Origin of the sequence: Rosettibacter primus (genome assembly GCF_036860675.1) — a bacterium.
GTDB classification, from domain to species: domain Bacteria; phylum Bacteroidota; class Ignavibacteria; order Ignavibacteriales; family Melioribacteraceae; genus Rosettibacter; species Rosettibacter primus.
The window spans coordinates 232,020-245,313 of the sequence record NZ_JAYKGK010000004.1 but is presented as its reverse complement, the minus strand read 5'-3'; the positions used below and the strand labels follow the sequence as shown (position 1 = coordinate 245,313).

At 30.2% G+C, this 13,294-nt stretch carries 12 protein-coding genes; 11 read left to right on the top strand and 1 reads right to left on the bottom strand.

Annotated features, from left to right (window positions below):
• Positions 1–22: 22 nt before the first annotated feature.
• The 6 genes from VJY32_RS07400 to VJY32_RS07375 all read left to right on the top strand — a co-directional run bounded on the left by VJY32_RS07400 (position 23) and on the right by VJY32_RS07375 (position 6,069).
• Entirely contained in the window at positions 23–265 is a 243-nt protein-coding gene (locus tag VJY32_RS07400) for a MoaD/ThiS family protein (protein ID WP_353677270.1), read from the top strand.
• 1 nt (position 266) lies between these two features.
• Positions 267–677 (top strand): molybdenum cofactor biosynthesis protein MoaE, encoded by a 411-nt coding sequence (locus VJY32_RS07395; protein ID WP_353677269.1) that lies wholly within the window; start codon positions 267–269, stop codon positions 675–677.
• A 59-nt stretch (positions 678–736) separates the two neighbouring features.
• A complete protein-coding gene (gene nirB / locus VJY32_RS07390; RefSeq protein WP_353677268.1) occupies positions 737–3,286 on the top strand; it encodes a nitrite reductase large subunit NirB in 2,550 nt (849 codons plus the stop codon).
• A gap of 19 nt (positions 3,287–3,305) precedes the next feature.
• Complete coding sequence (locus VJY32_RS07385; protein WP_353677267.1) at positions 3,306–4,109, top strand: uroporphyrinogen-III synthase; 804 nt, start codon at positions 3,306–3,308, stop codon at positions 4,107–4,109.
• A gap of 51 nt (positions 4,110–4,160) precedes the next feature.
• Positions 4,161–4,514 carry a nitrite reductase small subunit NirD gene (gene nirD, locus VJY32_RS07380; protein WP_353677266.1) on the top strand — a complete coding sequence of 118 codons (354 nt, stop codon included), beginning with the start codon at positions 4,161–4,163 and terminating at the stop codon, positions 4,512–4,514.
• A gap of 286 nt (positions 4,515–4,800) precedes the next feature.
• Positions 4,801–6,069: an NAD(P)/FAD-dependent oxidoreductase gene (locus tag VJY32_RS07375; protein ID WP_353677265.1), complete on the top strand. Its 1,269-nt coding sequence runs from the start codon at positions 4,801–4,803 to the stop codon at positions 6,067–6,069.
• A gap of 327 nt (positions 6,070–6,396) precedes the next feature.
• On the opposite strand, the gene VJY32_RS07370 is transcribed toward VJY32_RS07375, so the two are convergent.
• Positions 6,397–7,158, bottom strand: coding sequence for a nitrilase-related carbon-nitrogen hydrolase (locus VJY32_RS07370; protein ID WP_353677264.1), 762 nt, complete (start codon positions 7,156–7,158; stop codon positions 6,397–6,399).
• Positions 7,159–7,311: 153 nt separating this feature from the next.
• Here VJY32_RS07370 and VJY32_RS07365 point away from each other — a divergent pair, with 153 nt between their 5' ends.
• The 5 genes from VJY32_RS07365 to VJY32_RS07345 all read left to right on the top strand — a co-directional run bounded on the left by VJY32_RS07365 (position 7,312) and on the right by VJY32_RS07345 (position 13,181).
• Entirely contained in the window at positions 7,312–8,925 is a 1,614-nt protein-coding gene (locus VJY32_RS07365) for a nucleoside recognition domain-containing protein (protein WP_353677263.1), read from the top strand.
• A 3-nt stretch (positions 8,926–8,928) separates the two neighbouring features.
• Entirely contained in the window at positions 8,929–9,885 is a 957-nt protein-coding gene (locus tag VJY32_RS07360; protein WP_353677262.1) for a 2-hydroxyacid dehydrogenase, read from the top strand.
• A 102-nt stretch (positions 9,886–9,987) separates the two neighbouring features.
• Positions 9,988–11,109: an alanine dehydrogenase gene (locus tag VJY32_RS07355; RefSeq protein ID WP_353677261.1), complete on the top strand. Its 1,122-nt coding sequence runs from the start codon at positions 9,988–9,990 to the stop codon at positions 11,107–11,109.
• Between the two features lie 27 nt (positions 11,110–11,136).
• Entirely contained in the window at positions 11,137–12,489 is a 1,353-nt protein-coding gene (locus tag VJY32_RS07350; RefSeq protein WP_353677260.1) for an acetyl-CoA hydrolase/transferase family protein, read from the top strand.
• Between the two features lie 2 nt (positions 12,490–12,491).
• Complete coding sequence (locus tag VJY32_RS07345) at positions 12,492–13,181, top strand: metallophosphoesterase (RefSeq protein WP_353677259.1); 690 nt, start codon at positions 12,492–12,494, stop codon at positions 13,179–13,181.
• Positions 13,182–13,294 lie beyond the last annotated feature (113 nt).

The following is a 13,294-nucleotide window of genomic DNA, read 5'->3' as shown; positions in this document are numbered from 1 at the left end:
ATAAAACATCAACGGGATTAATATGAAAGTGACTATAAAAATATTTGCAAATCTTAAAGATTATTTACCCGAAGAATTTCAGTTAATTATTGATGAAGATAGTTCTATAGAACAATTGAGAAATTTATTAATTAATAAACAACCACAAATAAAAAACATACTGGATAATTCTCGTTTTGCAATAAATGAAGAATTTGTAGATGATAATACAATTATTAAAAAAAATAATACTATTTACATAATTCCTCCAGTAAGCGGAGGATAACATGCAGTATTTAAGCAAAAAAAAGATTGATATAAATAAGATTGTATCTGATGCGGCAAATTTTAAGGGAGGTGCAGTAGTAATCTTTTGTGGAAAAATACGACAAAATAATAAAAATAAAACCGTGAAATACATTTTATATGAATCATATATATCAATGGCAGAAAAAATGATTAAAAATATTCTAGAATCAGCAATAACAAAGTGGAATCTTTTACACGCAAATGCAATCCATAGAATGGGAAAAGTTAATGTAAATGAAGTAGCAGTAATTGTAATAACGCAGCATGAACATAGGTCAGAAGCATATATGGCTAATCAATATATCATTGATAAAATTAAACATGAAGTTCCAATCTGGAAATGCGAATATTATAATGATGGAACATATATGTGGTCCCCAAATCCTTAAAACGAAAATTTGATATTACAGATTAATAGGAAGTAAAAACAATATGAAAGGTAAATAATATGATAAAGCTAAATTCAACCGGGAATATGAAAATTATAGTAGTTGGTAATGGAATGGTTGGTTATAAATTTTGTGAAAAGTTAATAGAAAAAGCAGGAAGTAACTGTTTCGATATAACAGTCTTTGGTGAAGAACCGAGAATAGCGTATGATAGAGTTCATTTAACAGAATATTTTAAAGATAGAAATGAAGAAAAACTTACTCTTGCACCTCTAAAATGGTATAAAGAAAACAATATAACTATACATATAAATAATCCGGTTATATCAATAAATCCTGAATTAAAAATTGTTAAAGCAAAAAACGGGTTGGAACTGAGTTATGATAAATTAGTTTTAGCTACTGGCTCTTACCCCTATGTTCCACCTATACATGGCAGAGAAAAAGAAGGTGTGTTTGTCTATAGAACAATTGATGACTTAAATAAAATTATAGATTACAGCATACATTCAAAAATTGGCGCAGTGTTAGGCGGAGGTTTATTAGGTCTCGAAGTAGCAAAAGCGTTGATTGATTTGAGTTTGGAAACACATATTATAGATTATTCATCCAGAATATTATCCCGACAGGTTGATAATGAAGGAGGCAATTTACTTAAATCAAAAATAGAATCTATGAACATTAAAGTTCATTTAAATAAATCTGTTAAAGAAATAATTGGGAATCACAAAATTGAGAAGATTATATTTACTGATAACACTGAACTGAAAACTGATATGTTAATAATTTCTGCTGGAATTCGTCCAAGAGATGAATTAGCAAAACAGGCAGGGTTAAAAATTGGGGATAAAGGGGGTATTGTTGTTAATAATTTTTTACAAACATCTAATCCCGATATTTATGCTATTGGAGAATGTGCTTTACATAACAATACAATTTATGGACTTGTTGCACCGGGATATGAAATGGCAGATGTTGTAGTTTCTCATTTAAATGGCGGGAATAAAGAATTTGTCAATTTTGATATGTCTACAAAATTAAAATTAATAGGAGCAGAAGTTGCAAGTTTTGGCGATGCATTGGGTGAAGAAAGAGAACATCATTCAATTGTTTATAAAAATCATAATAAAGGAATTTATAAAAGAATAAATATTTCATCCGATGGTAAATATTTATTGGGAGGAATATTAATTGGCGATACTAATGATTATAATAAACTCTTACAAATGTATAGGAATAAATTAATCCTTCCCGATAATCCAGAAAGTTTAATATTTGAAAATATCACAAGTGAAAACAATAATAAAAATTTTGGTATATCTTCTTTGCCTGATGATGCAATAATATGTTCATGTGAAAATGTAACAAAAGGGAAAATTTGTAATGCAATAAAAGAAAATAATTTGGGCGATGTCGGATCAATAAAAAAATTAACAAAAGCTGGAACAGGCTGTGGCGGTTGCTCTTTAATGCTGAGTGATTTATTAAATGATACATTGAAAAAAATGGGGGTATACAAAAAGAAAATATTATGCGAACATTTTGATTACTCTCGTCAACAATTATTTGATCTTATTCGTTTTCATAGAATAAAGACTTTTGATGATTTAATTAAGCGTTATGGTAAAGGTTACGGTTGTGAAATTTGCAAACCTGCAGTAGCTTCTATGTTATCAAGTATCTGGAATGAAAATGTACTCGATAAAAAGCATAGAACTTTGCAGGATACAAACGATAGATTTTTGGCAAATATACAAAGAGGTGGAACTTATTCAGTAGTGCCAAGAATTCCCGGGGGAGAAATTACACCTGATAAATTGATTGCTCTTGGTCGTGTTGCAAAGAAATATGGATTATATTGCAAGATAACCGGCGGTCAAAGAATTGATATGTTTGGTGCACAATTAAATGATTTACCATCAATATGGGAAGAATTGATTAATGCTGGTTTTGAGAGCGGTCATGCATATGCAAAAGCTGTTAGAACCGTTAAAAGTTGTGTTGGTTCTACATGGTGTCGTTTTGGAGTTCAGGATTCAGTTAGCTTTGCAATAAGAATCGAAAATAGATATAAAGGAATTAGAGCACCTCATAAAATTAAAGGTGGCGTTTCCGGTTGTATACGTGAATGTGCAGAAGCTCAAGCAAAAGATTTCGGTATAATTGCTACAGAAAAAGGCTGGAATCTATTTGTATGTGGTAATGGCGGTGCTAAACCTCAACATGCTGTTTTATTAGCTTCTGATTTAGATGAAGAAACATGTATAAAATATTTAGACCGGTTTCTAATGTTTTATATTCGAACAGCTGACCCTTTAACTCGAACTGCAACTTGGTTGAATAATATGGAAGGAGGGATTGAATATCTAAAAGATGTTATCATTAATGATTCTTTGGGTATATGTAAAGAATTAGAAGAAGAAATGCAAAGATTAGTCGATTCATATAAATGTGAATGGAAAGAAGCAATCGAAAATGAAACTATAAAAAAACAATTTAGATATTTTATTAATTCGGACGAAAAGGATTCAACATTAGTTTTCAAAGAAGTAAGAGGACAAAAAATTCCTGAAGGTTGGGGAAATATTTACAGCCTCGATAAAGTGTAACTTTTATTAAGGAATTACTATGGAAAACAAAGTGATTGCAATTTTAGAAAATAGAACGAGCGAACAGTTAGCAAATCTAATCAGAAAAAATGGGGGAATTCCTTTCTTAGCCCCGGCAATTTCTGAAGTACCTGATATTAATATTAATGAGCTTATTAATTTGATTACTAAATGGGATATTATGCCCCCGGATATTTTTATATTTCAAACCGGTGTAGGAGTAAAGTTTTTATTTGAGGCTGTAAAAAACATAGGACTGAATGATAAATTTTTCTATCATCTAAACAGAGCAAAAATCATTGTACGTAGTAATAAACCTGCTGCTGCGTTGAGAACATACAATGTTCATCCTACTGGCTATGCCAAAGAACCATTTACTACATCTGAAGTAATAATTGAACTAATGAAATACGATTTAAAAAATAAAAATATAGTAATACAAAACTATGGGGAGAAAAATGAATTATTACGAAAAACTATTGTCGAGAAAGGCGGAAATGTTACAGAAATTACATCTTACAAATGGGATTTGCCGAGTAATGTACAACCACTAATTGGATTAATGGATGCACTTGAAAATAATAGGATAGATGTTGTAGCATTCACAAGTGCTTCACAAGTAAGTAATTTATTTAGATTAGCTAATCGATTAAACAGAATAAAAAGATTAATAGAAAATTTAAATAGAGTATTCATTATCTCAATAGGGCCTGTTTGTTCATCAGCACTTAGGAATTTTGGAGTTAATGTAACCAAAGAATCTAACCCGCCCAAATTAATATATCTTATAAATGCAATTAATGAAGTAATTCAAAAAAAGTAATTTGCTACACTACCTAAATACACATTAATTAACAAAGAAAGGGGAATATATATGATAGATATAATTGAAAAAAAAATATGGTTATATACCTGCACGGTAAATGATGTACCAGAAAATGGCGGTGTATGTATAAAATATGAGGATAAACAGATTGCAGTATTTAATTTCACTTCTCGTGGTGAATGGTATGCAGTACAAAATTTATGTCCTCATAAAAATCAATTAGCTTTATCAAGAGGGATAATAGGTGATAAAAATGGAGAACCTAAAGTAGCTTGTCCGTTTCATAAAAAAAATTTTTCACTTATCTCGGGATATAATCTTGATGGAGAAGATTATAGGATTGACACGTTCCCAGTAAAAATAGAAAAGGGGAGAGTATATATAGGAATAGATGAGGAATAAATCACAGTAATAGGAAAATATTTTTATGTTAGTTAATAATCTTGGTAAAAAAATAATTTTATAAAACATGCTTAAGATATCTGTAAAGAATATTTTAAGTCTTTTTGAAAATATTATTTAATCAATAACAAATACCAATATTTTATAATATAGCATAAATAATATCACGAATAATTACTAATGTAAATTTTGTTACTATTTGAAGAGGGCAAAGAGGGCAGTATTTTTTTATTTGAATTAAGTAATGATATTAATTGTTGTAATTATAAAAGTATGATTAAATCTAATGAAAAAGAATGTCATTATCGTTGGAGCTGGTTTTGGTGGATTGACTGCAGCAAGGTCATTAAAAAATTCTGATTGTCAAATATTATTAATCGATAAAACTAATCATCACTTATTCCAACCATTGTTGTATCAAGTGGCAACTGCTGCTTTATCGCCTGCAGATATTGCTGCTCCAATAAGATCAATTGTATATAAACAAAAGAATGTTACTGTAATTTTGTCTGAAGTTAAAAAAGTTGACCTTGATAGTAAAAAAGTATTTGTCAGTATTGAAGAAGAACAGGAGATATTGAAAGAGTATTCTTATGATTATTTAATTTTAGCTGTTGGTTCTAAGCATTCATATTTTGGGAAGGATGAGTGGGCTAAATATGCTCCAGGTTTGAAAACAATTTCTGATGCTCTTTATATCCGTGAGAAAATGCTGCTTTCTTTCGAGAAAGCAGAATTGCTGAATGATGCCAAAGAAATTGAAAAATATTTAACTTTTGTAATCGTTGGCGGCGGACCTACAGGAGTTGAATTAGCAGGTGCAATTGCAGAAATTGCTAAGAAAACTATGTTGAAAGATTTTCGCAATATTGATCCATCAAAAACAAAAATTTTTTTAATCGAAGCTTCGGATAAAATTCTTCCTGCTTTTGATTCTTCTCTAAGTGAAAAAGCAAAACAATCATTAACTAAATTAGGTGTGAATATTCTTCTAAATTCAAAAGTAACTGAGATTAACAAAGATGGTGTTAAAATTAATGGTAAGTTTATTGAAACTTACAATGTAATCTGGGCAGCAGGCAATTCCATCCCTTCTTTAATACAATCCTTGAATGTAGAAGTAGATAAAATTGGCAGAGCAATAGTGCAAAAAGATTGTTCATTGAAAAATCATCCTGAAGTTTTTGTTATTGGTGATGCTGCTTTATTCATTGAAAATAATAAACCATTACCTGCCATTGCTCCTGTTGCAATTCAACAAGGTAAATATGTCGCAAATATCATTAAGAAAAATATTACACCTGAAAATAGAGAACCTTTCAAATATTTTGATAAGGGAATAATGGCTACAATTGGCAAAGCAAAAGCTGTTGCTCAAATCTCGGAATTAAAATTTAGTGGCTTGTTTGCATGGATTATCTGGAGCCTTGTTCATATCCTTTATTTAATTAGTTTTAGAAATCGCTATAGTGTAATGGCAGAATGGATTTGGCTTTATATTACAAATAGAAATGGTATAAGATTAATTACACATAAATTAAATGAGAAAAAATAGAATGAAGAATTTAGAATTAAGAATAAAGAATTAAGAATAAACATTTGTTTAAGTAATACTTACCAATTTTTATAATTATGTAATTTTGTAATTAATTATTGAATCGCAAAGTCCGCGAAGAAAAATGTTAAGTCTGCAAAGATTTTAATAACTCAAAAATTTTATAATAATTTGTTAATGCTTTCTGGAAGTTATTAAGATAATTAAATATTCAGTTCTTGGGGTCCTTTGCGTTTAATTTTTCTTGTAAAGTTAGCAAAGAAAAATAGTACAACTGCAAGAATTATAAATTCTATAAAATATTTGTAATGTGTTGAACTGTCCTTATCAAATTAATTTGATATCATTCAAAAATGGTAATTTTGTTCTTACTTCATTTACTCTGTTTAAATCAATATCACATGTTAAAATTTTTTCTTCATTTTCATTAATTATAATTTCATTTCCCATTGGGTCAAATACAGCACTAAAACCAATGTATTTACAAAATGGGTCCTCACCAATTCTATTTACGCCAATCATAAAACATTGATTTTCAATTGCTCTTGCTTTGAGTAAACATTTCCAATGTTCTATTCTGTCAACAGGCCAATTAGCTATGTTGATTAAAATTTCTGCTCTATTTTTTGCATATAACCTAAAAAGTTCGGGGAAACGTAAATCGTAACAAATGCTTAATCCAATTTTTATCTGGTCAATTTTAGTGATTACAGGTTCATTACCTTCTTTATAATATTTATTTTCTTTTGTATAACTGAAAGGATGAATTTTTCTGTAGTATGCAGTTATCAATCCTTCTTGGCTAATATGAATGAGTGAATTAAATGTATTGTTGCCGTTTCTTTCAATTATACCAAAGAAAATATTTGTTTTAAGTTTAGCAGCTAACGATAAAAAATATTTCATTCCAATTCCGTCAATTTCTTCAGCGTGAATATTATTATTCATTGTAAAACCAGTAAGTGTCATTTCCGGAAAAATTAACATATCAACTTTTTCGGATAAGTCATTTAACAATCTTTGAATTTTTTGAATGCTTGCTTCTTTGTTTTCCCATACAGGAGAAAACTGTACTAATCCTATTTTCATAATTTACTTTTTATTTGTGATTAAAAATTTTTTGTAACGATATTGCAAATTACTCAATTCTCATTTTAATGATAACAATTCTCTAAAAAAATCTGTGTTTTTTATTATTAATTTTTAATTTGATGTTCAAAAAATATTATTCTGAGAAAAATTATGCTCAATTATATCTGGTTTGCTATTTTGGCTCTTGGAATTAGTACTGCACTAACTTTAGATATAATTGACATATCAACAAACAAATATAACAATGGTCAACCATTAAATGTAATTTGTCAATTTGATAATAAAGATATTGAAGAAAAAAAATCATTTAACTCTACACTTTACATCAGTTCAAAAGTTTTTAATGATTTTTACAAGACAACCATCAAGAATGATATTAATCAAAATATCAAATTAACTAAAACTAAAAATCGTAATACCTTCTTAATTTATTTTACACTTGAAAAAAATTCCCCCGAAATATGGAATACAATTGCAAAATCTTCTGGAAAAGAAGACGACATAACAGGCAAATTAATATTGCAAGGTAAAATAGATTCACTTAATTATTCAGCTTCTATGTATTTAGAAAAAGTATCTTTTGTAAAGATGAAAGAGGTTACAAATGCTTTGATTGAATATGCATCTACTGCTGTTAAAATTGCATTGGGATTAATTGGAATTATGGCATTCTGGCTTGGTATTATGAAAATTGCTGAAGAATCAGGAGTTATAAAAATCATAGCAAATGCTTTTCGTCCATTAACAAAATTCTTATTCCCCGATGTCCCACAAAATCATCCTGCTATTGCATCAATGATTATGAATATTTCAGCTAATATGCTTGGACTTGGAAATGCTGCAACTCCTTTTGGCTTAAAAGCAATGGAAGAACTTGACAAACTAAATCCGAATAAAGGTACTGCTACTAATGCAATGTGTACCTTTCTTGCAATTAATACTGCTGGATTAACATTAATTCCAGCGACTGCCATTGCTGTTCGTGCTGCAGCGGGCAGCAGTAATCCAGCGATAATTATTGGGACATCTTTTTTTGGAGCTTTATGTGCAACTATTATGGGAATTATTGCAGCTAAGACTTTAGAAAAATTCCCTCTTGGAATTAATCAATTTAATTCATCAATTAAAAGAAACATAAAATCATTTATCATAATTTTTTCAATAATAATTGGGTTGATTTTACTTTTCTTATTAATAAAGAATCATCTGAAAGAAATTGATGTTGGTGTTATAAAAAATTTCATAGAAATTTTATCTGCTTTAGCTATCCCTCTGATAATTATAATTTTTGTAATCTATGGATTGATAAAAAAAATAAAGTTATACGAAATTTTTGTAGAGGGTGCTAAAGAAGGGTTTAACATAGCTGTAAAGATTATTCCTTATCTTGTTGCAATGTTAATTGCAATCGGCATTTTTAGAGCCGGCGGAGCAATGGAATTTTTAATTGTTATTTTGTCACCATTAACCAATTTGATTGGATTTCCTGCGGAAGCATTGCCAATGGCACTAATGAGACCTCTTTCAGGAAGCGGTTCACTTGGAATAATGTCTGAAATTATTTCAGTTCATGGACCTGATTCTTTCATCGGGATTTTGGTTTCTACAATTATGGGTAGCACAGAAACTACATTTTATGTCCTTGCTCTTTATTTTGGTTCAATTAACATTCGTAAAACAAGACATGCAGTAGCTGCGGGTGTAATTGCAGATATAGCTGGCATCCTTGGCGCATTTTTTATAGTTAAATTAATTTTTGGATAAAATATGAAAAAGAAAATTTTTATAACTCAAAAACTTGTGGGCAATATCGAGTCCTTTCTAGAAAAACATGGTTTTATTGTAGAAACTTTTGAGAAAGATAGAATAATTACAAAAAATGAATTGATAAAAAGAGCATCGGATACAGATGCTTTAATTTGTTTACTAAGCAATAAAATTGATAGAGAAGTAATTGATAATCTTAAAAAGTGTAAAATAATTGCCAATTATGCTGTCGGTTATAATAATATTGATGTTGAATATGCAAAATCAAAAAATATAGTTGTAACTAACACACCTGAAGTTTTAACAGATGCAACTGCCGATATTGCTGTAGCATTAATACTTGCCTGTGCAAGAAGATTCCACGAAGGAAATAAAATGATGCGGCAAGGAAAATTTAAAGGCTGGAAACCATCATTATTACTTGGTTATGATATTAAAGATAAAACAATTGGAATAATTGGAGCAGGAAGAATTGGATCAGAAGCAGCGATTCGAATGAAAGCTTTCAAAACAAAAATTATTTATTACAGCCGGTCAAGAAATTATAAACTTGAAAAGAAAACCAATGCAAAGAGAGTTAGTTTGAATTATTTATTAAAAAATGCTGATATAATTTCAATTCATGTCCCGCTTACGGAAAAAACTTATCACATGTTAAATAAAGAAAATCTTTCTTTACTTAAAGAGAGTGCAATTGTAGTTAATACCTCAAGGGGAGAAGTAGTTGAAGAAAAATTTTTAATCGAATTATTGAAAAAGAACAAAATATTTGCAGCCGGCTTTGATGTATATGAAAATGAACCGAATGTCAATCCAGAACTTTTGAAACTAAATAATGTATTTTTATTGCCTCACATTGGAAGTGCTACTTTTGAAACTCGAACAAAAATGGCTTTGCTTGCTGCTCAAAATGTAGCAGAAGTTTTAAAAGGGAATAAACCATTGACGCCAGTTTAATTAAAAAAATAATTGTTTGTAGAAACAGATATTAATAAGTATTTTTCGTTCAAATAAAAAGTAAACAGTGAACAGAAATCTATTAACTAATTTTCATAAAAAATGAGAATAGGAATACCTAAAGAAATAACAAGAGAAGAAAAGAGGGTTGCAGTTGCACCTGCTGGAGTTAATACACTTGTAAAGGCAGGTCATACTGTTTTTATTGAAACAGGAGCAGGACTTGAAAGTCATTTTACAGATGATGAATATCGTGCTGTTGGAGCTAACATTGTATACAATGCAGAAGAAGTGTATCGTCGCTCAGAAATGATTGTTAAAGTAGCTCCCTTGACTGAAGATGAAGTCGATTTACTTCAAGAAGAGCAAATCATCTTTTCATTTCTTTATCTTGCTGTAGGCAAAAAAATTATTTTAGAAAAATTACTTGCTAAAAAAATAACAGCAATTGCATACGAACTAATTGAAAAAGATGAACAACTGCCTGTTCTGCAGTCAATGAGTGAGATTGCAGGACAATTAGCTATTTCTGTTGGAGAAAGATTTCTTGGAAGTGATTCACAATATGGAAGAGGAATTTTAATGGGAGGAATTGCAGGGGTAGCTCCTGCTGCAGTAGTAATTATTGGAGCTGGTGTTGTGGGTTTTAATGCAGCTAGAAGTGCTTATTCACGCGGCGCACATGTAATTGTTCTTGATAAAGATTTAAGAAAACTAAAAAGAATTAATGACTTGATTTCAAAAAGTATTACAACTGTTGCAGCAAATCAATATACAATTGCCAGAGGTGTTAAATTTGCTGACCTTTTGATTGGTGCAATTCAAATAAAAGCTGGAAAAACACCTCATATTGTAACAGAAGATATGGTTAAATCGATGAAAAAAGGAGCAGTAATTGTTGATGTTTCTATAGACCAGGGAGGCTGCATAGAAACAAGCAGACCAACGACTCTTTCAGATCCAATTTTTATAATGCATGATGTAATTCATTACTGTGTTCCCAATATGCCAGCATTGGTCTCACGAACTGCAAGTTATGGCTTAACAAATGCTTCAATTGATTATATTGGAGAAATTGCTGATAATGGATTATCAAGAGCATTGTTGAGTGATGCCGGTTTATCTAAAGGTGTTTGTACTTATAATGGCTATTGTACGAATGAAAGTATTGCAGAAGCTTTTAATCTTGAATACAGACGTCTTCATGTTTTCCCGACCAATTAATTTGCTTAAAATTAATTTGGAATTAGTATGACAATAGAAAAAATAAAAATTGATAAACCTGTTAATGCAGCATGGGTTAAAAAATATAATTCAAAAGTTACAACTGCTGAAGAAGCTGTTAAATATGTCAAAAGCGGTGATAAAATTATTATTCAACCAGGCTGTGCTGCCCCTCTTGAATTGATAAATGCACTTGTAGAAAGGAAAGATGAACTTTATGATGTTGAAATTTACCATATACTTGTTGTAGGAGATTTACCATACACAAAACCTGGAATGGAAAAACATTTTAAGCACAAAGCATTTTTTATTGGAGCAAATGCACGTCATGCAATCAATGAAGGAAGAGCAGAATTTATTCCAATATTTTTATCAGAAGTTACGTTGTTATTTAAGAGAGGAGTTATTCAGGCAGATGTTGCATTAATTCATGTTTCGCCGCCAGATGAACATGGATTCTGCAGTTTTGGAATCGATGTGGGAAATATTAAAACTCCGGCTGAAAAAGCTAAATGTGTTATAGCTCAGGTTAATAAACAAATGCCTCGTGGCTTAGGAAATAGTTTTATTCATGTTAATAAAATTGATTATATAGTTGAAGTTGACCAACCTTTGCAGGAACTTCCTCAAGTTGATCCTGATGCAACACCAGAAATGCTTGATATATTTGATAAAATTGGCAAAAATGTTGCAAGTTTAATTGAGGATGGTTCTACTCTGCAGATGGGAATAGGTGCAATTCCTGATGCAGTTTTGCGTTATATGCATGATAAAAATGATTTGGGTGTCCATACAGAAATGTTTTCTGATGGATTAATTGATTTAATTGAGGAAGGTGTTGTAAATGGAGAGAAAAAAACTTTGCATCCAGGTAAAGTTGTGGCTGGTTTTGTTTTAGGTACAAAAAAATTATACGATTACATTGATAACAATCCTGTGTTTGAATTTCATCCTCAAGAATATGTTAATGACCCATTCCTGATTGCACAAAATAATAAAATGGTGGCTATCAATTCTGCTATTGAAATTGATTTAACCGGTCAGGTTTGTGCAGACAGTATAGGCACTAAATTTTTTAGCGGTATTGGTGGACAGGTTGATTTCATACGAGGTGCATCTCGTTCCGAAGGTGGTAAACCAATTATTGCACTTCCTTCTGCAACAAAAGATTTAAAATATTCCAAGATTGTTCCTATCTTAAAACCTGGAGCAGGTGTTGTAACAACACGCGGTGATGTGCATTATGTTGTAACTGAATATGGGATTGCAAATTTATTTGGTAAAAGTATTCAGGAAAGAGCACGAGCGCTTATTAATATTGCACACCCAGCTTTTCGAGATGAATTAACTGAATTTGCTAAGAAAACTTATCATATCTAATTATGGTTGCTGTAATTGGTGATATTCATGGCTGCTATTATACCTTGGTAGAACTCTATAATAAAATTATAGAGCTCTATCCCGAAGTTCCAATCTATACAGTAGGTGATTTAGTCGATAGAGGCAACTACAGTTATGAAGTTATAAAATTTGTAAAAGAAAAAAATATAATTCTAACACCAGGCAATCATGATTATATGTTTTATCATTTTTTTAAAGAACCTTCCAGTATTTTTGCACGCTCATGGTTTTTTAATGGAAATGAAACTACTTTGCTTTCGTATGAAAATCATGAAAAAGAAATGTTTGAACATATTGAATTCATTAAATCAGCTCCTCTTTTTCATAATCTTGATGATTGTTTTATTTCTCATGCAGGTATTTCAGTTCATTACGAAAAATATTTGCCTCCAGATTTTAGGGATAATCTAAATTTATTAGCTCCATTAATTGAAAATGATATTTCGAGTGATAGAGGTATTATGTGGACTCGTGACCCATTATTAAATCTTGGTAAACTTCAAATTGTTGGACATACAAAACAACCAGATATAACTTATGTAGAAGATTCAAATGCTCTTTATATTGATACTGGTGCATGTGTGGGTAATAAATTAAGTGCCGTCATAATCGATAAAAATTCAATTATAGATACTATACAAATTAAAACGCATTTGAATGATATAATTTAATTTGTAAGATTAGATAATCGAAAAAAGCCAAATCCAAAAGCTGCAATCATTTTTTAGATGCACAAAAAATTTTAATAAATCAGAAAGACATAATATTTATTTTGAAGAGAATG